General features: G+C 45.6%; 20 protein-coding genes and 1 tRNA gene. 12 read left to right on the top strand and 9 right to left on the bottom strand.

All coding sequences use genetic code 11. The features are described 5' to 3' along the window. Positions 1–117: 117 nt before the first annotated feature. Positions 118–1629: a pyridoxal phosphate-dependent decarboxylase family protein gene (locus BM367_RS01525; RefSeq protein ID WP_092460861.1), complete on the bottom strand. Its 1512-nt coding sequence runs from the start codon at positions 1627–1629 to the stop codon at positions 118–120. Between the two features lie 466 nt (positions 1630–2095). Between BM367_RS01525 and BM367_RS01520 the strand changes: the two genes are divergently transcribed. The 3 genes from BM367_RS01520 to BM367_RS01510 all read left to right on the top strand — a co-directional run bounded on the left by BM367_RS01520 (position 2096) and on the right by BM367_RS01510 (position 7740). Next, the gene (locus BM367_RS01520) at positions 2096–2914 is read left to right on the top strand and encodes a 3-keto-disaccharide hydrolase (protein WP_245759866.1); all 819 of its coding nucleotides are present in this window, start codon (positions 2096–2098) and stop codon (positions 2912–2914) included. Positions 2915–3241: 327 nt separating this feature from the next. Then, on the top strand, positions 3242–4987 hold the full coding sequence (locus BM367_RS01515) for a glycoside hydrolase family 9 protein (protein WP_092460860.1): 1746 nt from the start codon (positions 3242–3244) through the stop codon (positions 4985–4987). A gap of 86 nt (positions 4988–5073) precedes the next feature. Beyond that, the gene (locus tag BM367_RS01510; RefSeq protein WP_092456735.1) at positions 5074–7740 is read left to right on the top strand and encodes an AsmA family protein; all 2667 of its coding nucleotides are present in this window, start codon (positions 5074–5076) and stop codon (positions 7738–7740) included. Between the two features lie 44 nt (positions 7741–7784). On the opposite strand, the gene BM367_RS01505 is transcribed toward BM367_RS01510, so the two are convergent. The 3 genes from BM367_RS01505 to BM367_RS01495 form a co-directional block, all read right to left on the bottom strand. Then, positions 7785–7858 (bottom strand) — tRNA-Cys (locus BM367_RS01505). A gap of 43 nt (positions 7859–7901) precedes the next feature. Continuing rightward, positions 7902–8375: a DUF6691 family protein gene (locus BM367_RS01500; protein ID WP_092456732.1), complete on the bottom strand. Its 474-nt coding sequence runs from the start codon at positions 8373–8375 to the stop codon at positions 7902–7904. A 19-nt stretch (positions 8376–8394) separates the two neighbouring features. Further along, a complete protein-coding gene (locus BM367_RS01495) occupies positions 8395–8955 on the bottom strand; it encodes a YeeE/YedE family protein (protein WP_092456729.1) in 561 nt (186 codons plus the stop codon). A gap of 265 nt (positions 8956–9220) precedes the next feature. Between BM367_RS01495 and msrA the strand changes: the two genes are divergently transcribed. Then, positions 9221–9781 carry a peptide-methionine (S)-S-oxide reductase MsrA gene (msrA, locus tag BM367_RS01490; RefSeq protein ID WP_092460859.1) on the top strand — a complete coding sequence of 187 codons (561 nt, stop codon included), beginning with the start codon at positions 9221–9223 and terminating at the stop codon, positions 9779–9781. Between the two features lie 15 nt (positions 9782–9796). Here msrA and manA read toward each other — a convergent pair whose 3' ends face one another. Next, the gene (gene manA, locus BM367_RS01485; protein WP_092456725.1) at positions 9797–11032 is read right to left on the bottom strand and encodes a mannose-6-phosphate isomerase, class I; all 1236 of its coding nucleotides are present in this window, start codon (positions 11030–11032) and stop codon (positions 9797–9799) included. A 67-nt stretch (positions 11033–11099) separates the two neighbouring features. On the opposite strand from manA, the gene BM367_RS01480 reads away from it, so the two are divergent. Further along, positions 11100–11456 (top strand): YraN family protein, encoded by a 357-nt coding sequence (locus BM367_RS01480; protein WP_092456722.1) that lies wholly within the window; start codon positions 11100–11102, stop codon positions 11454–11456. 7 nt (positions 11457–11463) lie between these two features. On the opposite strand, the gene purB is transcribed toward BM367_RS01480, so the two are convergent. After that, a complete protein-coding gene (gene purB, locus BM367_RS01475; RefSeq protein WP_092456719.1) occupies positions 11464–12807 on the bottom strand; it encodes an adenylosuccinate lyase in 1344 nt (447 codons plus the stop codon). A gap of 392 nt (positions 12808–13199) precedes the next feature. Between purB and BM367_RS01470 the strand changes: the two genes are divergently transcribed. Both BM367_RS01470 and BM367_RS01465 read left to right on the top strand, forming a co-directional pair. Beyond that, positions 13200–14024: a menaquinone biosynthetic enzyme MqnA/MqnD family protein gene (locus BM367_RS01470; RefSeq protein WP_092456716.1), complete on the top strand. Its 825-nt coding sequence runs from the start codon at positions 13200–13202 to the stop codon at positions 14022–14024. A gap of 83 nt (positions 14025–14107) precedes the next feature. Beyond that, entirely contained in the window at positions 14108–14866 is a 759-nt protein-coding gene (locus BM367_RS01465; RefSeq protein WP_092460858.1) for a glycosyltransferase family 2 protein, read from the top strand. Between the two features lie 7 nt (positions 14867–14873). Here BM367_RS01465 and BM367_RS01460 read toward each other — a convergent pair whose 3' ends face one another. Continuing rightward, a complete protein-coding gene (locus BM367_RS01460; RefSeq protein WP_177224065.1) occupies positions 14874–15551 on the bottom strand; it encodes a C40 family peptidase in 678 nt (225 codons plus the stop codon). A 192-nt stretch (positions 15552–15743) separates the two neighbouring features. Here BM367_RS01460 and dnaE point away from each other — a divergent pair, with 192 nt between their 5' ends. Together dnaE and trxA are read left to right on the top strand one after the other, a co-directional pair. Then, positions 15744–19373 carry a DNA polymerase III subunit alpha gene (dnaE, locus tag BM367_RS01455; RefSeq protein WP_092456710.1) on the top strand — a complete coding sequence of 1210 codons (3630 nt, stop codon included), beginning with the start codon at positions 15744–15746 and terminating at the stop codon, positions 19371–19373. A gap of 46 nt (positions 19374–19419) precedes the next feature. Next, positions 19420–19737 carry a thioredoxin gene (gene trxA, locus BM367_RS01450; protein WP_092456707.1) on the top strand — a complete coding sequence of 106 codons (318 nt, stop codon included), beginning with the start codon at positions 19420–19422 and terminating at the stop codon, positions 19735–19737. Between the two features lie 235 nt (positions 19738–19972). On the opposite strand, the gene dcd is transcribed toward trxA, so the two are convergent. After that, positions 19973–20509, bottom strand: a complete 537-nt coding sequence (gene dcd, locus BM367_RS01440; RefSeq protein WP_092456701.1) for a dCTP deaminase — start codon at positions 20507–20509, stop codon at positions 19973–19975. A 68-nt stretch (positions 20510–20577) separates the two neighbouring features. Here dcd and BM367_RS01435 point away from each other — a divergent pair, with 68 nt between their 5' ends. Together BM367_RS01435 and BM367_RS01430 are read left to right on the top strand one after the other, a co-directional pair. After that, positions 20578–21204, top strand: coding sequence for a 4'-phosphopantetheinyl transferase family protein (locus BM367_RS01435; protein ID WP_177224064.1), 627 nt, complete (start codon positions 20578–20580; stop codon positions 21202–21204). Positions 21205–21218: 14 nt separating this feature from the next. Continuing rightward, complete coding sequence (locus BM367_RS01430) at positions 21219–21743, top strand: O-acetyl-ADP-ribose deacetylase (protein WP_092456695.1); 525 nt, start codon at positions 21219–21221, stop codon at positions 21741–21743. On the opposite strand, the gene truB is transcribed toward BM367_RS01430, so the two are convergent. Then, on the bottom strand, positions 21716–22435 hold the full coding sequence (gene truB / locus BM367_RS01425) for a tRNA pseudouridine(55) synthase TruB (RefSeq protein WP_092456692.1): 720 nt from the start codon (positions 22433–22435) through the stop codon (positions 21716–21718). The two genes, BM367_RS01430 and truB, sit on opposite strands and share 28 nt — an antisense overlap. A gap of 63 nt (positions 22436–22498) precedes the next feature. On the opposite strand from truB, the gene BM367_RS01420 reads away from it, so the two are divergent. Beyond that, positions 22499–23296, top strand: a complete 798-nt coding sequence (locus BM367_RS01420) for a class I SAM-dependent methyltransferase (RefSeq protein ID WP_092456689.1) — start codon at positions 22499–22501, stop codon at positions 23294–23296. Positions 23297–23308: the final 12 nt, after the last annotated feature.

Here is a 23308-nt window from a genome sequence, read left to right as displayed (position 1 = left end):
TCCCCTGATTTATTTGACGGAATGCATGATGCGTGTCAATTACACGCACCCATCATCAGTTCAGTTTTTTCAGCAAATGAAATGGCATTTCATCTAAAATACATGCATCTACTGGTATTATGCTTTGTGGAGTTTTGTTTCTGAAAGTTTTTCCTCTTCTGTAATTTTTTTCAACAGTTGCAACAAGTAATCAATATGGTTGCGATGTGTACGGAAAGAAAGCACAGCCAGCCGAAGCCAGTATTCGCCATTCAGGGATGTACTGGAAATAAATACTTTGCCATCAGCATTTACTTTTTTCAGAATTCGTGCATTTAATTCGTTGATTGCAGCAGTATTTCCTTTCAGGTGTTCCGGCACATACCGGTAAATCATCACAGATAATTCCGGGAAAGGCCCGGTTTCAAAACCTAATTTTTTCACTTCATGATAGAAGTACTGGGTAAGCAACATTTTCTCTTCGAGTGCAGCGCGGAAAGGTTTTAGACCATGCAACTGCAGCGGCAGCCAGACTCTCAATCCACGAAAGTGACGCGATAATTCGGGAGAAATATCGGCCGGAGAGATTTCATCATGATAAGGAATAGCATCCTGCATGTAATTAGCATCGAAATGATTGGATCGCCATAAAGTTTGCACGTCTTTCACAATCACAGCGCCGGTTCCGTAAGGCATAAACAATCCCTTGTGCGGATCCATTACCACTGAATCAGCGCGGTGAATGCCTTTCATTTTTTTTCTTCCGGTTTCAGTAAGCAAAAAGAATCCGCCGTAAGCCGCATCCACGTGGAACCACAAGCCGTATTTTTCTGCGATATCGGCAATATCGTTGAGCGGATCGATGGCACTCACATCAGTTGATCCGGCTGAAGCCACTACCAGCCAGGGATAGAGCTGATTCCGCAGATCCTCTTCTATCATTTCCTGCAAGGCTTCAGCACGCATTTCATAGGCATCGGTCATGGGCACCTCACGAATGACGCATTCAGCCAATCCGGCTACGCGCAAATCTTTTAACACGCAATGATGAACCTGATGCGTGAAATATACCACGCTGCGGGGCACGCGTTCGGCTTTGACCTGTTTGGCGTCGCGAGCGGCCACGATGGCCGAAAGATTGGCCAGGCTACCCCCGGATGTCAGATAACCGCCGCTTTTATCGGCCGGATATCCTACCAGTTCGCACATCCAACGGATGAGCAGGTTTTCCATTTTCACAGCAGCCGGTGAAATGTAAAACACCGTAGAATATTTGTTGGTCACGGCAGCCAGATAGTCACCTAAAGAGGCATAATACAAGCCACCTCCGGGAATGTAAGCCAGATGCCCGCCTGAAGCGGCATTTAAAGAAACATTATCAAAAACTTTGCGCAATACGGAAAATACTTCATCGGCCGGACGGGGTTCATCCTGTACCGGGTATTGCTGCAGCAGTTTGGGAGTGGTTACATCTTCTACAAAAGCTTTTTGGTCGGGCAAGGTTGATAAGAATTCCCGGGCATACGAAAAAGCTGCTTCAGCAGTTGGTTCTGAACCATGCGTACGAAAAGCTTCATCTGGTTGTTCAAGCTTGCGGGAAATGAATTCAAGTTCCTGCAGGCGATTTTGTAGTGATGAGAGTGTGTCCATAGTGATTTGAAATTTTTGTATCAAGGGTAAAATTATTGAAAATCCTGTTTTGTATAATGGAAAGCTGCTATCAACTTATAATACCATCACATCCATAGATGGTGCGATGCTTATTTTTTTTTACAGATCATGATCTGTAGCGGATATAACATCTGCCTCAATCATTTTTTTGCAAAATTGAAGCATGTCATCAATCATGCAAATTTTGAAAACATATATTGATGAAAAGAAGCAAGTAGCGGTATGGGATCATCAAACTATGGATTTTTTATTGATCAATCTATTCACATCACATACCAGAAATTTGTGAAAAAATTTCCCTGGCTGAATAGCTATTGGTATATCTTTCATCACATCAAACACAAGCCATGTGGGTATGAGAAAGATTATTTTATGATTTGCATACGGAAAATTTTCTCATTACATTTGGCTGTTCATTCTCTCATGGTGTTAAAACGCATCCAAAATGAAATGGCAAATTTTTTTGTGTGCATCAGCCTTGGCTACAATGGCTGTTATGCGCTTTGCGGTTGCACAGCAGCAATTCCTTACTTCTCCACCACCGGAAAACAAACACATGAAGCCTGAAGAAACAGAATTTTATTCGCCTGTACCGCCGGTGGTTACGCCCGGAAATGCGTGTGGAGAAGCCCCATCTGATGCAATCATTCTTTTTGATGGGAAAGATCTAAGCAATTGGGTGAGTGCCAACGATACGACAAAACCAGCTGAATGGACGGTTCAGGATGGTATAATGACCGTAAAACCCGGCACGGGTAACATCCAGACGCGCCAGCGATTCATGGATTACCAATTGCATCTGGAATGGCGTGAGCCAGTGGAAACCGCTGACCATACGGGACAGGACAGGGGTAACAGCGGCCTTTTCCTGGCTTCCGTAGGCCCCGGTGATGATGGATATGAATTGCAGATCCTGGATTCGTATCATAACAAAACTTATGTGAATGGCCAATGTGGTAGCATATACAAGCAATATCCGCCACTGGTAAATGCCTGCCGTCCGCCCGGTGAATGGCAAACCTATGATGTGGTATGGATTGCTCCCCGTTTTAATACGGACGGTACGTTGAAAAGCCCAGCACGGGTAACCGTTTTCCAGAATGGTATTTTAATTCAAAACGATGTGGTGTTAAAAGGCAGAACGTTGTATATCGGCCATCCTTATTATTCGCCGCATGGTCCTTCGCCTATCAAATTGCAGGATCATCATCATCTCGTCAGCTTCCGCAACATCTGGGTGTGTCCTCTGCATTTTTCTGAATAATATTTTTAAGCCCTCTGTTGCATGAGCCATATCACACGATATGGCTCTTTTTTTGAATCATGATTTCAGAAAATATTCTTTCTGCAAAAAGATATGTTACCCAAACATTTCATACCAACACGTAGAAATCAGTATAGATGAATATTTTGTTTGTTTTTTGTTTGAATGTACCAACGGCGTTACAACTCTGGTATAAACTTGTTAACAAATCATTTCATTTTGTAAATTCATTGCCAAAATAAAAAGATGCCTGAAATTATTGCTTGCTTCATGGGGTATATTTTATCCTTGGGCTTACATGTACAGTCAAATAATCATTCATCCAGAATGAAGATAGTCAACCCCGTGCCAGATGAAGTGATTCGTTACAATCAGCTGGGGTATCTGATACACAGTCCTAAAGTGGCGATATGGGCTTCATATGTGAAGCCTGTTCCTGATTCTTTTTCCCTCTGCAGGGCTGATGACGGGCAATGTGTCTGGAAAAGCGCATGTAGCCGCGATTTTGGGGTATATGGTCCTTTCTCTCATACAGCCAGATTGGATTTTACGGATTTTCATATCCCCGGCACCTATGTGCTGAAAGCTGGGAATGCGACTACTGCTGCATTTTCCATTGGTGATGAAGTATATCGGGGTATAGCAGATTTTTGTTTGCAATACCTGCGGGCGCAGCAATGTGGATTGAATCCCGTTTTGCGTGATTCTTGCCATACCCATGATGGATATACACTCTATGGTCCGATGCCCGACTACACCCATGTGGACGTGGTGGGCGGCTGGCACGATGCGAGTGATTATCTGCGCTATGTAACTACTTCGGCCACCACTACTTATTATTTGCTGGCTGCCTATCGCAACTTCCCGGAGGTATTTACAGATAGCTGTCAGGCCAATGGTTTGCCGGGTAAAAATGGCATTGCTGATGTGCTGGATGAGGCCCGATGGGGATTGAACTGGCTGTTGAAAATGCATCCGCGTCCAGATTGGATGTTTCATCAGGTGGCCGATGACCGCGATCATGCCGGGTTCAGGCTTCCCAATCAGGACTCGGTTTCGTATGGCTTTGGGCTGGAAAGGCCTGTGTATTTCTGTACCGGTGCGCCTCAGGGGCTTAGCAGGTATCAAAACCATAGCACAGGCGTGGCTTCTGTGGCCGGGAAAATGGCAGCCTGCTTTGCATTAGGAGCTATATTGTGGAAAGATAAGGACAGCGTTTTTGCAAATCTTCTGCGCCAGAAAGCTTTTTCGGCATATCACTTCGGTGAGGAAAAACCCGGTTATTGCCAGACGGCTCCCAATCTGGCACCCTATTACTATACCGAACAGGATTGGCAGGATGATATGGAGTTGGGCGCAGCTTTGCTCTGGCAGATGAGCAGGCAGCCAAAATTTTTGCGCGATGCCTTGCGTGATGCCGATGCAGATCCGCTGAAACCCTGGATGGGCGCCGATACGGCCTTGCATTATCAATGGTATCCGTTTTTTAATGCAGCACATGCCGAGTTGATCGTTCATTTAAAACAAGATAAACTGAGAAAAAAACTGCTTGGCTATTATCGCAAAGGAATAGAAGCTGTATGGCAAAAAGCCAAGCAGAACGCATTTTACAGAGGTATTCCATTTATATGGTGTTCCAATAATTTAACAGCAGCCTTTGCTATGCAATGCTGGTTGTATCGGCATTTGTCCGGTGATCATACTTATCAGCCGCTGGAACAGGCTTGTATCGACTGGCTGTTAGGATGTAATCCCTGGGGAAGTTCATTTATCATTGGACTGCCGGGAAGTGGCATCTGTCCGCACGATCCACATGCAGCTTTTTCACACCTGGCACATATACCCATCCATGGCGGATTGGTGGATGGTCCTGTTTATGGCAGTATTTTTCATGGATTGATTGGCGTGCATTTGTCAAAGCCTGATTCCTTCGCAGCATTTCAATCAGATCTGGCCGTGTACCATGATGATTGGGTCGATTATGCAACCAACGAACCCACCCTCGATGGAACCGCAACGGCATTGTATTTGTTTGCTGCGATGGAAGCGGAAGGGAGAGGAATAAATAAATGAAGAATGATTGATAAAATATTCTAAACCTGGGTACGTTCAGTTAACATAAGTGAATTCGATTTTGTTTATCTCATAAAATTTATCTTATGAAAAAGTTCTGGAAATATTTGCTTATTGCATTTGCTATCCTGCTATTGGTGGTTATACTTACACCTTTCCTGTTTAAAAAACAAATTGTAAACCAAATTAGGTTGATGGCCAACAAACAATTAAATGCCACATTGGATTTTGATCCTGACATTTCACTGAATCTGCTTTCACATTTCCCAAATTTGAGTGTTGGCATTCATGATCTGTCTGTTACAGGTAGAAATGAATTTGAAGGCGATACACTTCTTTACGTAAAACGTTTACAAGTGGTAATTAACCTAAAATCTTTATTTGGTGATAAACCTTATGAAATCCGCTATGTGGAGTTGCAACAACCTGATGTGCGGCTGATTGTCAATCGTGCCGGTGTTGCCAACTGGGATATTACAAAGAGCAGTCCTTCTACGGAAGCAACCCAGTCTGCATCTACCTTCCATGCAGCTTTGCAACAATACGTAATTCAGGATGGCAGTCTGCAATATGCAGATAGTACGATGGATTTATATTTATCCATGCAACATTTTGATCATACAGGAAAAGGTGATTTTACGCAGGATGTGTTCAATCTACAGACCCAGTCTGTATTGCCATCGTTTACCTTGATATACGATCATATTCCTTATTTGAATAAAGTGCATGCAGATGTGCAGGTGAATATACAGGTAGATGTACCCCATCAAACCTATCGTTTTAAACAGGGTATAGCCAAACTGAATGGATTGACCTTGCTTGCCGATGGAGAAATAAGTTTGCCCGATACCAATCAGGTATCGATGGATATTCAATTTCAGACAAAAGAAACTGATTTCAAACAATTGCTTTCGCTGATACCTGCCATCTATTCAAAAAACTTTGACCAATTAAAAGCATCCGGTACGGCAACTATCGCAGGAAATATTAAAGGATCCTATCAGGATGATCGGATTCCAACATTTCATATCCAATTACTGGTGCAGAACGGCATGTTTCAATATCCTTCATTGCCTGATGCAGTTCAGCATGTCAACCTGCTGGCCGAAGTAACCAACGAAGATGGGGTAACAGATCATACCGTCATCAACCTTAAGCAATTGCATCTGGAAATGAATCAACAGCCTGTGGATGCACATTTATTGATTAGTTATCCGCAAACCCGAATGCTGATTGATGGAGCCGTGCATGGAAAACTTGATCTGGCAGCTATTTCCAGAATTTATCCACTTGATAGCCAAACAAAGTTGAATGGTTCACTGGTTGCAGATGTACAATTGAAAGGTTCATTGGAATCCCTTCAGCGTAAACAATACGATCAGTTTCAGGCAAAAGGATATATACTTGCCAACAACATTCATTATCAATCCATTGATTTTCCACAAGGTGTTGCTGTTTCAACTGGTAAGCTCACGTTTTCGCCCCGTGAGGTCATGCTTTCCGGGCTGCAGGCTCAAATAGGAAAATCAGATATCCAGGCTGAAGGCAGTTTGAATCAGTTTTACAGTTACTTGTTTGGTACCCGATTACCCGATGGTCAAAAAAGCCAACTGCAGGGCAATCTTCGTCTTCAATCCAAACTTATCGATTTGAATGAATGGATGGTTGGCTCTTCGCAATCGCAGCCAGACACTATGTCGACAGTGAAAGCCATTGTAATACCACGCCATATAGATTTTACTATTGTAGCCGATGTGGATCGTTTCATCTATAGCAATTATGATCTGCGGCAGGTTCAGGGCCATGTGGTGATTGCCGATGGGAAAGTGCAACTGAATCAGGTGAAAGCAAATATGCTGGGAGGAGAAGTGGCATTGTCCGGAACATATAATACACAGCGTCCTGAAAATCCGGAAACTTACATGGAGATTTCGGCCCAGCACCTGGCAATCCCGCAATTGCTGCAGACAGTGACGATTGCACAATCATTTTTGCCTTTACAAAAAATTGTATTGGGACAATTTTCTGGTAAAATATTGCTTAGTACTTCACTTACCGACAAGCTGATGCCTGTACTTACTACTGTGAACAGCACGGGTACGCTGCAGGCAGAAGATCTGAACCTGTTGAACTTCGTGCCTTTGCAGAAAATTTCGGCAACCCTTGGTCTGGAACAACTTATCAAATCCACATGGCCTGTTGTGAAATTTGGTTTTCATATTGACAGTGGTTATTTGTTTGTGCACCCGTTTCAGTTGAATGTGGATAGTGTGCAAATGACCATTGCCGGGAAAAATGGGCTTAACAAGCAAATTGATTATACGATACAGATGATGGTGCCCCGTTCAAAGCTGGGAAAAGCCAATGCCACTTTTCAGCAGCTTCTATCCAACGCCAATGCAGCGGCAGGCACCCACCTGGAAGCCAACGAAAAAATTCCGATCCATATTCATCTCACCGGCTCTTTGCTAAACCCTCAGTTGCAGGTAGATTTCACACCCGTAACATCGAGTGTGAAACAATCTCTGACTACGGCTGCCCAGCAAAAATTGGAGGAAGAAAAACAAAAACTCATGCAAAACCTGATGCAAAAAGTCAATCATCAGTCCGATAGTGCACAAACAGGCGTAGCTTCATCAGATACCACATCGGTGAAAAAACAGTTACAGCAAACCGTTGAAAAAACTATTCAAAAAAATATTCAGAAAGGCTTGAATCAGCTGTTCAAAAAGAAAAGCGATACTACGAAATAATGACCCGGGAGATCTGGTAGAAAGCTTACAGGAAACATGCTTGCTGGAGGTCCCGAGCGGATTCGAACCGCTGTATAAGGTTTTGCAGACCTCTGCCTAGCCACTCGGCCACGGGACCGTCTGCGGGTGCAAACATAGTGAAAAATCGGGAACTTACTTTTTTAATGAGGTAACTTGTCCCGAATAGCTGCATAGACCCAGGTGCCAGCAATCGCACTCAACATGGTGATGATGACAACGGTGAAGCCCGCTCCCACCTGTGCATACAAAGGACCCGGGCATGCGCCTGTCAACGCCCAGCCCAGGCCAAAAATAAATCCGCCCAGCACATAGCCCTTGTGAAATCGCTTTTTGGGAATTTCGATGGGCTCGCCATTCCAGGCCTTAATACCTAATTTGCGAACCAGCCAGATGCCAATAGCGCCTGTAACCACGGCCGACATAAAAATGCCGTACATGTGAAAGCTCCGGAAATAAAACATTTCTTCAATCCGGTACCATGAAATAGCTTCGCCTTTGGTAAGCACCCATCCAAAATAAATGCCCGGAAAAATGAATACCCAATCGGGCAGTCCTTTTCGCCGGGACGTGCCTGATTGTATGTGTGTGGTTGAAGTCATAACAGATTCAGCCATAGGAAATTGTTTTAGGAAATTATTGGAACAGTAAGGGTAAAATCAGGTGTGCACTTACAATGCCCCCTGCAAAAAAAGCCATCAGAGCAACAAGTGAAGGCCATTGCAAGGTTGATAAACCAAATATCCCGTGGCCGGATGTGCAACCATCGGCATACCGGGTGCCGAAGCCTACCAGGAATCCACCTACTACAGTCAGCATCAACCCCTGCCAGCTTAGCAGCTGATGCCAGTTGAACCACTGCTCCGGCAAAAGTCCGGCTCCTTGTTGGATATGCCATTGTTGCAACATGGCCTGCGTATGTTGCGAAACCGCCACCGGATGCGGATTGGCAAATACATACCCCGCCAGAAAGCCCCCGATTAATATGCCCAGGACGAAATACAGGTTCCAGCGTTGTTGTTTCCAATTATATTGCAAAAATGGAATTTTGCCGGGCATGCAAGCCGCACAAATATGGCGCAGCGAAGATGAAATACCAAGTCGCTTATTGCCCATTACCAGCAAGAGGGGCACGCTCAAACCGATGAGCGGACCGGCCACATACCAGGGCCAGGGTTGTTGCAGCCAGTGTATCATAGTCAATGTGTTTGTGTACAAAAATACTCTATCTTTTCGGTGGAGTTAATTTTTTCTTTTTCATAAATAGAAATAATTTTTAACAACAGGGTGACGAACTTTTTCGGGTAATAAAACGTAAATTGATGAGTACATTGAAAAGCATGGCATGAAAAGCTGTTTTAAACCTGTTCATCTGCTTTGGATCGTATTTTTCAGTCTGCACAGCTTGGTTTCATGCGGACAAAACGATGCGCGGCAGCCAAACACGAAAAAAATCTATTCTATGGCAGCATCATCACACAAACAACTCGACACGGCCACCTTTGCAGAAGGCTGCTTCTGGTGCACAGAAGCTTTTTTTCAACAACTGGAAGGAGTAGTGGAAGTCATTCCGGGTTACACGGGTGGTCATGTACCCAATCCTACTTATGAAATGGTATGCAGTGGTACTACTGGCCATGCCGAAGCGTGCAACATCATTTACGATCCGGAAAAAATCAGTTATGAGGAATTACTGAAAGCTTTCTGGTACAGCCATGATCCTACTCAGCTCAACCGACAAGGCAATGATATTGGTACGCAATATCGTTCGGCTATTTTTTATCACAATGAAACTCAGCGCAGGTTGGCAGAAGAATACAAAAAACGCCTGGATGCCTCCGGTGCCTGGGATAAACCCATTGTCACCACCATTGAACCCTTTACTGTTTTTTATCCGGCCGAAGATTATCATCGGGATTATTACAATCGTCATCCCGATCAGCCTTATTGCCAGTTTGTGATCAGGCCCAAGCTGGAAAAATTTGAAAAAGTTTTTAAGGATAAGCTCAAAACGCATTCCTGATCGCTTTGCCAGGATTTAATTCCTGTTTTCAGGCGGAACGGTTGCCCTGAAAATCATAGCCGGCTTCTCACCCTGAGCGATGCATTCAATTTGTTCACCGTAAAACAACACCACACTTTGGCCGGCTGTCAGCAGCAGCTCGTCTGAATTCTGGACGATCAGGTGGCCGTCGAGCAGCAACAGAATTTCGGTCGTACGGGCGGTGACTGAAAAATGCTGTCCGGGAGGTAAACTAATGTGGCTGAGCTGGAAATCAGGGACAGGAGTGTGATATACTGCTTCCGCTGCAGCATGTGGAATATGTGTGGGTTGGATGATGTGGGGGTGAACAGGTGCAGCCAGCACATGACGCAGCAGTTCTGCCACATCCACATGTTTATGGGTAAGGCCACCCCGAAGCACATTATCGGAGTTGGCCATGATTTCTACATTCTGTCCGCGCAGATACGCATGTAACACGCCCGGCCCTTGAAAGATAGCTTCACCGGGACGCAGATGTACGATGTTCATCAGGTAAAATGAAAATAAACCCTTGTCCAGATGTTTACCTGGCGGATGTTGCCTTACAGCCTGGGCAACCCAGTATGCCGGATCACTCACCGCGTCAGGCCATTGATCTGATTCCAGCCTGCGGGTAGCTTCTTTCACTATCGGCCACAGCATGGCATCAGCACGGGCAGCCTCCATCAGCATCACTTCTTCGTAGAGGCCCTGATATCCTGCCTGTTGAAACCGTTTGACCAATGGAAGCAATTCCGGTACCCGCTCCAGTGTAGCCAGCAAATCGGCTTCAGGTCTGAAACCGTGCAATAGCCAGAAATCGCTGAGTGCTACCATCAATTCGGGTTTGTGGTTGCGGTCTTTAAAATTACGGTGAGGGGCATGCAAAGGAATGCCTTGTTGTTCTTCTTTTTCAAAACCGGCTATGGCAGCCTCTTTGGTAGGATGCACCTGTATTGATAACATATGCCGTACATCCAGGACTTTCAGCAAATAAGGCAACTGTCCAAATGTCTCATACACGGTTGGTCCAAGCGTATCAAAGGGATATTTTTGGATGTATGCATGAAGTGAATACTGTTTATCCTGATCCAGTATTTCGGCTGAAGCTGCGGGGTGAGCCCCCAGCCAGTATTCCGCATAGGGCTTATGCTGGGGATTTTCAATCTGCAGCAGCCTTGGAATGAATTCATATCCACCCCAGTCGTAATGCTGGATTTTTCCGGTTAACAGGTATAACTTTTTATTCATGATCTAACAGATGCGTTCAAAAATAAAGTTATTATTGCGATAGCCTGAAATTTATTAAACGATTCCTTTGGCTGTACATCATCAAACCGGCAAAGAAGGGGAAATGCTGGCCCGGCAATACCTGGAAAAGCTGGGTTTTGAAATTTTGCATCAAAATTGGCGGGATGAGCATCGGGAAATTGATATCATTGCCCGCAAAGATAAATTGCTGGTATTTGTGGAAGTTAAAACCCGCAGGGGATATCGGGGCGGATGGCCGGAATACGCCATCCATGCGAAAAAGGAGGCCGATTTATTAACGGCGGCCCAGCATTATCTTGAAGAAAATCCGTTTGAAGGGGAAGTGCGTTTTGATGTGATTGCCATTGTATTCGATGCCAGGCAACAGCCGCATGTACATCATATTCCCGATGCTTTGCAGTGAAGCATGTTCATTTTATGATACCCACGTAATTCCAGGGTGTGATTTGTTTCATCTGGTTTTTCAATGATGCGGGAATCTGCAGCTGATCAATGAATTGATGGATGGCTTGTTGATTGAGCTTTTGTCCGCGCGTGAGAGCTTTGAGCTGTTCATAGGGTTCCGGATATCCGGCCTTGCGCAGCAGCGTCTGGATGGCTTCGGCCACCACTACCCAGTTATTTTCCAGATCCTCGTGGATTTTTTCGGCATGCAGTTGCAGGCGGGCCCATCCTTTTTGTAAGGAAGAAAAGGCCAGCAGGGTATGTGCGAAGGGCACGCCTAAGTTGCGCAACACGGTAGAGTCGGTCAGGTCGCGCTGCAGGCGGGAGATGGGCAGCTTGTTGGCCAGATGATCCCAGCCGGCATTGGCCCAGCCCAGGTTGCCTTCGGCATTTTCAAAGTCAATAGGATTCACTTTGTGGGGCATAGCGGAAGAGCCCACTTCTCCGGCGTTTACCTGTTGATGGAAATAATCGAACGCGATGTAGAGCCAGATGTCGCGACAAAAATCAACCAGGATGTTGTTGATGCGGCGCAGGGCGTCGCATTGGGCTGCCAGGTGGTCGTAAGGCTCGATTTGGGTGGTATAGCGGATGCGGGTCAGCCCCAGGGTGTCGTCCACGAAGCGATCGGCGAAGTCTTCCCAGTTGATATCGGGAAAAGCCACATGATGAGCGTTGAAATTGCCGGTGGCGCCGCCGAATTTGGCCGTGAAGGGAATGGCCTGCAGTAAATGCATCTGTCCGCGCAATCGTTCGATGAAAACCCGAATTTCCTTACCCAGGCGGGTGGGCGATGCGGGCTGTCCGTGTGTACGGGCCAGCATCGGTACATCGGCCCACTGTTCGGCTCGTTGTTCCAGTGCATCCACCAGCTCATGCAAGGCAGGCCAGTATTGCTCTTCGATAGCTTTTTTCCAGAGCAACGGTATAGCCGTATTGTTGATATCCTGTGAGGTCAGGGCAAAATGTACCCATTCGCGGTAGGCCGAGAGCCCCAGCCTGTCAAGTCGTTGTTTGACAAAATATTCTACGGCTTTTACATCGTGCCGGGTGGTTTGTTCGATGAGTTTCACCTCTTGGGCATCGGCTTCACCAAACTGTTCAAACAAGGCTAATAAAGCAGGCCTGGCCGTTTCCGGAAGATCGAATATGCCCGCATCGGCCAGAGCCAGAAAATACAGTACTTCTACCTGAACCCGGTAGCGTATCAAGGCGTATTCTGAAAAATATTCACCCAGGATGCGAACTTCCCGGTAATATCGGCCGTCGATGGGTGAGATGGCCGTAAGCGGTGAAAGCATTTCCTCCATGGCGGCCAAAATTACGCGCGATTCATCAAATATTTCTGTAAATCCCCTAATTTTCCTTTCATTTGTAGGATATGCTTCGACCCAGCTTATTAAGCAAGCTCATCCGCCCTATTAATTTGCGACTGGAAATTGAAAAACGTAAACAGCCCTGCACAGACAATGCTATTGCGTGGCATATGCTATGCGAAACCTGAGCCTATGGCGATACCTATCCACATAAACGGGTTCATGCAATGCATGAGGTTCAGCACATGCATCCGGTAAAACAATTCACAGCACTATCATCTTGAAGTTATTTATCAGTTTTCCGTCAAAAAGCATATACCCGGAAAAGAACAGGCCGGGTAAGGCGCAGTTGGCTAAATTTGCAGGCGCGGAATGAATGTTTAGCTATGGAGCAATCAAAAACACAGATCGATAGGGCCGAAGATGGCAACCATATTTGGCGTGTGGCCGGAGTGAGTTATTTGAATACACGTCCGCTGGTGTATGGATTTCGTTCTCATCCCGTACGCAAGCAAATGGTGCTCATCGAAGATTATCCTGCCCGAATTGCACAACAATTGATTCACGATGAAATTGATATAGGCCTCATTCCTGTGGCCATTATTCCAGAATTACCCAATGCTTATGTGATTTCCAACTATTGCATAGGTGCAGAAGGGCCGGTGGCCTCTGTATGCATTTTTTCAGATGTACCGATTACGGAAGTCAGGCAGCTTTATTTGGATTATCAAAGCCGAAGTTCGGTGAGGCTTGCAAGGCTGTTGCTGGAGCGATACTGGCATTTGAATCCTGCGTTGATTCCAGCAGAGCCGGGCTTTGAAGACCAGATTCAGGGCCAAACGGCTGCCGTTGTGATAGGCGATCGGGCATTGAAACTGCGGCATCGTCATGCCTACATATACGATCTGGCTCAGGTCTGGATTGAATATTCCGGTCTGCCCTTTGTATTTGCAGCCTGGGTTGCCAACAAGCCTCTTCCCGAAGCATTCATTCGGGCATTTGATGAGGCCACCTCTCTGGGCCTGCAACCTGGCCATCTGGATGCAGTGATAGCTGCACATTCATTTCCTGATTTTGATGTAAAAACCTATTTCACGCAGCACATCAGCTATTCCCTTACGGATGAAAAGCGAAAAGGCATGCTTCGTTTTCTGCATGAAATTCATTCAACCACACCGGTACATTTTCTTATCGGTACTGTTTCTGTGTGATTGATTTTTGTTTTGCTTTTGAACACAAGGGTAGGTTACGTGAATCAGACTATCTTTACCAAAATCTTTTCATCTTCCGGCATATGGAAAATGCGCATTTACCTAAATTATCCATCATTACAGTATGTTATCAGGCCGGTAAATCTATTGAACGCACCATTCAAAGTGTAATCACACAAACTTATCCCCATATTGAATACATTATTGTGGATGGCGGCTCAACCGATGAAACTATTTCTATTATTCACAAATATGCTGATCGGATTTCCAGATGGATTTCTGAAACAGACAAAGGTTTGTATGATGCCATGAACAAAGGCCTGCGGCTCGCTACGGGCGATTATGTAATGTTTCTGAATGCAGATGATTATTTGTATGCAAACAACACGATTGAACAAGTCTTTACATTTTGCAGCCAGGCAGATGCCTATTATGGCGAAACCATGTTTGTAGATGTCATGGGCAATCCGGTAGGTTTGCGTTCAGCTGTTACACCTCACCGGCTGCCGGAGAAGCTTAACTGGAAAAGTTTAAAATATGGCATGACGGTGTCGCACCAGTCCTTTATTGTGCGTCGTGAACTGGCGCCATATTTTGATATCAGGTATCATGTGTGTGCAGATATTGATTGGATGATTGTTTGCTTAAAGCGATGTCAGACGGTTTGTCATACCCGTATCGTCATCAGCTGTTTTCGTACAGGTGGCTTATCCAAGCAACGCCAGCGCAAAGCCTGGAAAGAACGATATCTGATTTTGCAGAAACATTATGGTGTATTACCCAATTTTTTTCATCATCTGCTGATCGTCCTGCGTTATTTGTTTTCAGGCAGAAGATATTAACCAGCTTTTATCTTCCGGCCATATCCTGTGCATTGGTTTCTTTGATTCGGCCACCTGCAGCATAATGTTGTTTCCAGTAAGGTTCATCGAGATTGCTGATGATCACACCATTGCTGGTGGAAGCCTGTACGAAATACCGGTTTTGCAGATACACACCCACATGATTAATGTGTTTGCCATGTCCGGTATGAAAAAACACCAGATCCCCTTCGCGCAGATCAGCCTGATTCCGGATTAAATCCATGATGCGATAAAGGCCGAGAGCCGTTCGATCAAGGTGAATATGATAGACCTCATCATAAAGCCTTTGCACGAACGCTGAACAATCGATGCCCTGCTCATCATCACCGCCATATTTGTAGGGTGTACCCAGCCAAGTGTCAATGAACCGATAAAGCGCAATGTTGCTAATCATGGCAGGTGTCACATGCAGGATTCGTGCAAATTTTTCTTGTAATCCGGCTGTTGTAACAGAAGATGAATAGCTTTGCATACCATATTCGCCCACCTGATGCGAAGCTGAAGAGGCTGTTGAACGGCTTTGCTCCGGATACACATGGATATCATCAATAAATTGCAAGGAGGCCGTGGATGAGCTCTGTTTGCGGATAGGTGTATGTTTTGCAGCATAATGCGTAGAAGAACAGCTCATCACAAAACAGGCCATGGCAGCCAGATAAAGCACATGTAAATGTTTTATGCAGCTCATTTTATTCTCTGAAACGGTTTACGACACAAATATAAACAACATTGATTTGTGAATCATTGAATTTCAGGTCAAAACATAAACGTGTTTGGGTTTTTGATTATTGCGGATGAAATAGGATTTTTGCAAAATAGAATCCGTATTTCTTCACACAAATAAAGTATTTCAGCCATGCCCCGGTTTTCACATTTGCATGTACATACCCAATATTCATTGCTCGACGGCGCATCGGCTATTCCCCAGCTTTACCAGAAAGCGATTGCTGATCAGATGCCGGCACTGGCTATCACCGATCACGGTAATATGTTTGGTGTGTTTCAGTTTGTGGCAGAAGCCTATCAACATAAACTGCATCCCGATGATCCGCAGGATCAGAGGCTTAAAGTTAAACCTATCGTGGGCTGTGAGTTTTATGTTGTGGAAAATCGCTTTAAGCGTCAATTCACCCGGGAAGAAAGAGATCAGCGTTTTCATCAGGTGTTATTGGCAAAAAACGAACAAGGCTATCGCAATCTGGTGAAATTATGTTCACTGGGCTACATTGAAGGTTTGTACGGGAAATATCCACGTATTGATAAATCATTGATAGAACAATATCACGAAGGATTGATTGCAACCACTTGTTGTCTGGCAGCTTCTGTGCCTCGGGCTATTGTGAAGAAAGGAGAAGAGGAAGCAGAACAGGAATTTCGCTGGTGGCTGAATATTTTTGGTGATGATTATTACATTGAACTGCAGCGTCATGGTATTCCGGAGCAGGATCGCGTGAATGCAGTACTGCTGAAATGGGCGAAAAAATATCAGGTAAAAACCATAGCCACCAACGATGCGCATTATGTGGATCAGGACGATTACAATGCACATGATATTTTGCTGTGCATCAACACCGGAGAAAAGAAAAGCACACCAGCCATCAAGGAATTTACCGATGATGATGTAGTGGTTCGCAACAAGCGTTTTGCATTTTACAATGATCAATTTTATCTGAAGACGACTGAAGAAATGAATCGGCTTTTTGCCGATGTGCCGGAAGCCATTGATAATACCAATGAGATCGTAGATAAAGTTGAGTTGCTGGATTTAAAACGACAAATCTTATTGCCTCATTTCCCGCTTCCGCAGGGCTTCCTGTCGCAGGATCAATATCTTCGTCATCTCACTTATGAAGGCGCAAGAAAACGATATGCAGAGGTTACGCCTGAAATTGAACAGCGCATCAACTTTGAGCTGGAGACGATTGAGAAGATGGGCTTTGCTGGTTATTTTCTGATTGTGGCAGATTTTATTAAAGCTGCGCGTGACCTGGGCGTGTTTGTGGGTCCGGGGCGCGGATCTGCAGCAGGCTCTGTGGTGGCTTACTGTATAGGTATTACCAATATTGATCCCATCAAATACAATTTGCTGTTTGAGCGATTCCTGAATCCCGATCGCAAGAGCATGCCTGATATCGATACCGACTTTGATGATGAAGGCCGGCAAAAAGTAATTGATTATGTAGTGAAAAAATACGGTCGCAACCAGGTTGCGCAGATCATTACGTATGGTACGATGGCCGCGCGGATGAGTATTAAAGATGTAGCTCGGGTACTGGATTTGCCGTTGCCCGAAGCCAATGCATTGGCTCGGTTGGTGCCCGAGCGGCCGGGCATCAGCCTCAAGCGCTTGCTGCAGGCCCCACTGGAAGGAGCCGGTGGATTGATGGAGAAAGAAGGGCTGCGGCCTCAGGAAATAGAAGCAGTAAAACAACTGCGCGAAATAGCTGCAGGCAACGACTTGCGAGCATCCGTGCTTAAAGAAGCAGCCATCCTGGAAGGCTCGGTACGCAACACGGGCATCCATGCGGCTGGCATCATCATCGCTCCTACTGATCTGACGGAGTTGATACCGGTTTGCACTTCCAAAGAAACGGATTTGCTTATTACCCAATATGAAGGAAGTATCATTGAAAATGCCGGCGTAATTAAAATGGATTTTCTGGGATTGAAAACCCTGAGCATCATTAAACAAGCGCTGGAAATGATCAAGAAAAATCATAATCAGGATATTGATATTGATCAGATCCCACTGGATGATCCCAAAACCTATGAATTGTATCAACGTGGCGAAACCAACGGCACTTTTCAGTTTGAAAGCCCGGGCATGCAGAAATATCTCAGGGAACTGAAGCCGGATAAGTTTGACGATTTAATAGCCATGAATGCCCTGTATCGGCCAGGTCCGCTGGAATATATCCCGGATTTCATTCGCCGCAAGCTGGGATTGGAACCGGTTACCTACGATCTTCCTGAAATGGAAGAATATCTAAAAGAGACTTATGGCATTACGGTGTATCAGGAACAGGTGATGTTGCTTTCCCAGAAGCTGGCCGGCTTTTCCAAAGGTGATGCCGACACGTTGCGCAAGGCCATGGGTAAGAAACAAAAGGCCGTGCTCGACAAAATGAAAACCAAATTTATAGAAGGTTGTCAGCGCAACGGCCATGATCTCAAAATTTGTGAAAAAATCTGGAGCGACTGGGAAGCATTCGCATCTTATGCTTTCAATAAATCACATGCCACCTGTTATGCTTTTGTAGCCTTTCAGACGGCTTATCTGAAAGCCCATTATCCGGCTGAATATATGGCAGCCGTGCTGAATCATGCCAGCAGCATCGAGAAGATTACCTTTTTCATGGAAGAATGCAAACGGATGGGATTAAAGGTGCTGGGTCCCGATATCAATGAATCCGATAAAGGCTTTGCCGTGAATACAAACGGAGAAATCCGCTTTGGGCTGGCCGGCATCAAAGGGGTGGGGGAGGCTGTGGTAGAAGCGATTTTGCAGGAGCGGCACGCTCATGGTCCTTTTCATTCAGTGTTTGATCTGGTCAGGCGAGTTGGTACGCGGCACGTAAACCGCAAGGCACTGGAATGCCTGGCTATGTCTGGCGCCTTCGATTGTTTTAAAGATGTGCACCGGGCACAGTATTTCTACAAATCTGATCGAGACCAAACCACCGGCCTGGAAAAAATTATCCGCTATGCATCCCAGCAACAGGTAACTACCATTCAGCAATCCGCATCCTTGTTTGGTGAACAGGTAATCGTGGAATCAACCGCTCCGCAACTGCCGGATTGCCAGCCCTGGTCGTTGATTGAACAGCTGGGAAAAGAAAAGGAAGTAATCGGGATTTATATTTCAGGTCATCCGCTCGATCATTATCGTTTTGAACTCAGGCATTATCCCATCACCCCACTAGAAGAATTAAACCAGTTTATACAACAACTCAACGAGCAACCCAATGGAAACGGCAGGGAAACAAATTTCCGGATAGCTGGCTTTATTGCGGAAGCAGCACACCGAACGAGTAAGAAAGGAAATAAATTTGGTTCTTTGGTACTGGAAGATTATACAGCCAAAACGGAAATCGTTTTATTGGGCGATGATTACCTGAAATTCAAAGCCTTTCTTGAACCCGGACTTTGCGTGTATATCCAGGGAGTAGTGAAATCGCGTTACAATGGCAATTATGAATTTTTTGTACAGCAGATCTGCTTGCTGGATGAAATCAAACACAAACTCACCAAAAGCCTTACGCTTTATCTCACACCTGCAGAGATTAATGAGCAGATGATTGAATTTTTCAGTCGCCATGTGCGTACCTATCCGGGAAAGACACCTTTGCTTATACAGATTGATGACAAATTGCATACAATGAAAGTAAAACTGCATGCCAACAGGCTTGTGGAGATGAATGATGAATTGATTCAGTTTCTGGAACAGGCAAAAATTGACGTTCAGGTCACAATTCAGAACGGATAAGGACGGCAGAAATTCGTAAATTGCACAATCTTAAAAACATAGAATTATGGCTTTAGAACTCACAGATGCCAATTTCAAAGAAGAAGTGCTGCAGTCCGATCAGCTCCATGTCATTGATTTCTGGGCAGAATGGTGTGGACCTTGCCGGGCAATTAGTCCTATCATTGAAGAGCTGGCGCGTGATTATGAAGGAAAGGTAAAAATCGGCAAAGTAAATGTGGATCATAATCCCCAGCTATCGTTGGAATATAATATCACCAGCATCCCGGCTATTCTGTTTATCAAAAACGGAAAAGTAGTTGATCGGCAAATCGGAGCTGTACCCCGGTCGGTGCTTGAAAAGAAAATTCAGGCTCACCTGTAAGGTGTTTTTCTATACAAGGCCACTTCCATACAAAAAGTGGCCTTGTGTTTTTTAAGAACATATTTTCTTTTGCAAAAGCTATAAGAGCCTGTTTCCCGAAAGCCTTTGCGGGCGCAGGTGTCCAGCTTTTAAAATATCGGTTGATGGTTGCTTTTGCTTGTATGCATGATGAAGGGAAGAGCCGCTCAATGCGTCCTGTCAATCAGAAAAATCAAGACTGGCCGGGGTCTTAAGTTTAGAATTTATTTTTCCACATCATGCTTTCCACGGGCTTATAGGTGCGTTGGTTATACTTTGCATCGGGTTTGCGGTTGTAAGTATTGATCACTTCTCCATCAACCGGGAAATAGATGAGCTGACCGATGGGCATGCCTGCATAAACACGCACAGGTTGTACAACAGATATTTCCAGCGTCCAGGTGTTACAAAATCCCACATCGCCTTTACCTGCTGTTGCATGGATATGAATGCCCAGCCTGCCGGTGGATGATTTCCCTTCCAGAAAAGGCACGAATGCATGTGTTTCCGTGTATTCCTGGGTTACGCCGAGGTACAGAATGCCCGGTTGCAATACATAACCTTCCTCAGGTATTTCAATTTCCTCAATCTGATTGTGTTTTTTTGCATCCAGTTCATGATCCCGATACACGGCCAGGTATTTGCCCAGATGTACATCATAGGAATTGCTGCCCAGATATTCCCGATGAAAAGGCTCGATAACAATGTTGCCTTTTTCAATTTCTTCCAGAATGCGTTTGTCGGAAAGAATCATATACGTTTGGGATGTATTTCCGCTATCAACAGGATATCTCGCAAAAATATTATAATTGTGGGATTGTTATGCCGCTGATTGAAAACATTCGGCTGGAAGGGCATGCACGCTTGGGTATCTGGCATATCACCGAGGATGAGCAATTTTTTCTTCCACATGTATCGCTAAGCCGAGAGATTACCCATCCCCACAAACGCCTGCAGCATATTGCCGGGCGTTATTTGCTTACCCGGCTATGCCCATCTTTCCCTCTGGAGCAGATTGCCATTTTACCTTCGCGGAAGCCGGTAGTTCCGGGGCATCAATATTTTTTTTCCATTGCCCATAGCCGGGATTATGTAGCAGCCCTGATCAGTGATCGCGTGCCTGTTGGGGTAGATATTGAACATAAAAATCCGGTGGTGGAGCGCATTGCACCCAAATTTCTTTCTCCGGAAGAACTAAGCTGGCTGGAAAAACGTCGGCGGTTGCTGCAGCTAACGATATGCTGGGCGGCCAAGGAAGCCGTGTACAAATGGTACGGACTGGGAGGCATCGATTTCAGGCGTGATATCAGGCTGCTGCCGTTTCATGTGGGTCCTCCCGGTGAAATGATGGCTCGATTGGTACCTTTGCAGGTGGAATTGATAGTCAGATATCAAATCCAGCGTTCCTACTGTGTGGCTTGGACTTTGGGGTCAGGGAAGAAGCTTTAAAATACCTGAGGCATATGGCTAAGATACATGTCGTTCAAGGCGATATCACCCGCTTGCAGGTCGATGCGATTGTGAATGCGGCCAACAGCAGTTTGTTAGGTGGTGGTGGGGTGGATGGTGCCATTCATCGGGCAGCGGGTCCCGAACTGCTGGAAGCCTGCAGGAAAATAGGAGGATGTCCTACGGGTGAGGCTCGCATCACGCCTGGTTTTCGGTTACCTGCCCGGTATGTGATCCATGCTGTGGGGCCGGTGTGGCGGGGTGGGAAACATGGGGAAGCGGAGTTACTGGCTTCCTGCTATCGGCACAGCCTGCAATTGGCTGCTGATCATGGTTTGAAGCAGATTGCCTTTCCGGCTATCAGCACGGGTGCCTACGGTTATCCGTTTGAAGAAGCCAGCAGAATAGCCATCCGGACGGTAAAGGAATGGTTGCAAACCCACGACAAGATTGAAGAAGTGTATTTTGTGCTGTTTTCAAATCATCATTACCAAACCTTTTTGCAGTTGTTTCAGGAAGAAGAAGCTTCGGGCAGCTGATCTTTCAGTGGCTTGATATATGTTTCCCATTCCTGAATCGTGCGAGCCTGTTCGACCCGATAAGGGCCAATAGCCAGCCTGCGCAGGGCAAACAAATAGGCGCCGCAGCCAAGCCTGTTTCCAAAATCCCTTGCCAGGGCACGAATGTAAGTGCCGCTGCTGCACTGGACTTCCACCTGCACGAAAGGCAGGGAAACAGACACAATATCAAAGCGCATAATCTGGATGGTACGGGGCTCAATGTCAACTTGCACTCCCTGCCGGGCATAGCGGTAAAGCGGCATACCTTGTTTCTTCACAGCTGAATATAAGGGAGGGACTTGTTTTTGAATACCCAGAAATTCACCGGCGATCTGATGCAACAGCGCATCATGGATAAATTCGTAGGGTCTGTGATCTTCGGGTTCGGTTTCCAGGTCGTCGCTCGGGGTAATGGCACCCAGCCGGAAAATGCCGGCATAAGTTTTAGGAAGTTTTTGCAAAGAAGCAAGCTCGCGGGTTTTCTTACCAGTGCAGCAAATCAGCAGGCCTGTAGCCAGCGGATCGAGCGTACCACTATGGCCGACCTTGGTATGCAGGAGTTTTTTCAACTTATTCACCACGTCAAATGAAGTCCATCCCAGCGGTTTGTCGACCAGCAGCAGAGCTCCGGCTGCAAAATCCTGTGGATGCGAAACCAAACGCTCTTCCATCAAAATTGTTTTCAGCAAAAATAGACTATCCCGGAATCAGTATCTTAGCGGTTTCGGATAATTATGGCATTTGCACATCACAGGGATGAAAATCTGCGTTTTGAGCAGCAGGTGCTGAATGCAGAAAAATATGTGTTGCCCTTTTTGCAGCCAGATTTTGAACCGGCAACAAACCAGCATGTGCTGGAAATAGGTTGTGGAGAAGGAGGCGTACTAAAGCCCTTTTTGCAGCGCGGTTGCCGGGCAGTAGGCGTGGAACTGGTGGAATATCGGTTGCAGCTGGCAAAAAGCTTTCTGAAACCCTATCTGGATGCCGGACAGTTGAGTCTGCATTGTGCGGATATTTATCATATTCAACCTGAAAACATCAGTGATAGTGGCTTTGATCTGATATTGCTCAAGGATGTGATAGAACATATTCCTGATCAGGAACGCCTGTTAGGCCAGTTAAAACAGTTTCTTCGTCCCCAGGGACTGCTGTTCATAGGCTTTCCTCCCTGGTATATGCCTCATGGTGGCCATCAGCAAATTTGCGAACACAAATGGCTGAGTTTGTTTCCATACCTGCATTTGCTTCCCGGGAAACTGTATCCCAACGTATTGCGCTGGTGCGGCGAACGGGAAAGTACGATTCAAGAACTGCTGCAGGTTAAATCCACAGGGATTTCCATTGAACGCCTGGAAAGTATTATCAAAAAACAAGGCTATCGCATCGTACGCAAACAGTTGTATTTAATCAATCCAATTTATGAGTTTAAGTTTGGTATAAAACCTGTCCGACAATTGCCTGTGATTCGGTCTATTCCCTATTTGCGGGATTTTGTGAGCACCTGTGCTTATTATTTGCTGCAGCCAATGTAAAGTAGCAATCTG

Origin of the sequence: Thermoflavifilum thermophilum, from assembly GCF_900116565.1 — a bacterium.
GTDB classification, from domain to species: domain Bacteria; phylum Bacteroidota; class Bacteroidia; order Chitinophagales; family Chitinophagaceae; genus Thermoflavifilum; species Thermoflavifilum thermophilum.
Note: the sequence above shows the minus strand (reverse complement) of the source record. Positions and strands in the feature narration are given on the sequence as shown.

What these genes read in the sequence shown, in the direction of transcription:
- BM367_RS01525 (WP_092460861.1), bottom strand. Translation starts at nt 1,629, where the DNA reads ATGGACACACTCTCATCACTACAAAATCGCCTGCAGGAACTTGAATTC.
- BM367_RS01520 (WP_245759866.1), top strand. Translation starts at nt 2,096, where the DNA reads ATGAAATGGCAAATTTTTTTGTGTGCATCAGCCTTGGCTACAATGGCT.
- BM367_RS01515 (WP_092460860.1), top strand. Translation starts at nt 3,242, where the DNA reads ATGAAGATAGTCAACCCCGTGCCAGATGAAGTGATTCGTTACAATCAG.
- BM367_RS01510 (WP_092456735.1), top strand. Translation starts at nt 5,074, where the DNA reads ATGAAAAAGTTCTGGAAATATTTGCTTATTGCATTTGCTATCCTGCTA.
- BM367_RS01500 (WP_092456732.1), bottom strand. Translation starts at nt 8,375, where the DNA reads ATGGCTGAATCTGTTATGACTTCAACCACACACATACAATCAGGCACG.
- BM367_RS01495 (WP_092456729.1), bottom strand. Translation starts at nt 8,955, where the DNA reads ATGATACACTGGCTGCAACAACCCTGGCCCTGGTATGTGGCCGGTCCG.
- msrA (WP_092460859.1), top strand. Translation starts at nt 9,221, where the DNA reads ATGGCAGCATCATCACACAAACAACTCGACACGGCCACCTTTGCAGAA.
- manA (WP_092456725.1), bottom strand. Translation starts at nt 11,032, where the DNA reads ATGAATAAAAAGTTATACCTGTTAACCGGAAAAATCCAGCATTACGAC.
- purB (WP_092456719.1), bottom strand. Translation starts at nt 12,807, where the DNA reads ATGGAGGAAATGCTTTCACCGCTTACGGCCATCTCACCCATCGACGGC.
- BM367_RS01470 (WP_092456716.1), top strand. Translation starts at nt 13,200, where the DNA reads ATGGAGCAATCAAAAACACAGATCGATAGGGCCGAAGATGGCAACCAT.
- BM367_RS01465 (WP_092460858.1), top strand. Translation starts at nt 14,108, where the DNA reads ATGGAAAATGCGCATTTACCTAAATTATCCATCATTACAGTATGTTAT.
- dnaE (WP_092456710.1), top strand. Translation starts at nt 15,744, where the DNA reads ATGCCCCGGTTTTCACATTTGCATGTACATACCCAATATTCATTGCTC.
- trxA (WP_092456707.1), top strand. Translation starts at nt 19,420, where the DNA reads ATGGCTTTAGAACTCACAGATGCCAATTTCAAAGAAGAAGTGCTGCAG.
- dcd (WP_092456701.1), bottom strand. Translation starts at nt 20,509, where the DNA reads ATGATTCTTTCCGACAAACGCATTCTGGAAGAAATTGAAAAAGGCAAC.
- BM367_RS01435 (WP_177224064.1), top strand. Translation starts at nt 20,578, where the DNA reads ATGCCGCTGATTGAAAACATTCGGCTGGAAGGGCATGCACGCTTGGGT.
- BM367_RS01430 (WP_092456695.1), top strand. Translation starts at nt 21,219, where the DNA reads ATGGCTAAGATACATGTCGTTCAAGGCGATATCACCCGCTTGCAGGTC.
- truB (WP_092456692.1), bottom strand. Translation starts at nt 22,435, where the DNA reads ATGGAAGAGCGTTTGGTTTCGCATCCACAGGATTTTGCAGCCGGAGCT.
- BM367_RS01420 (WP_092456689.1), top strand. Translation starts at nt 22,499, where the DNA reads ATGGCATTTGCACATCACAGGGATGAAAATCTGCGTTTTGAGCAGCAG.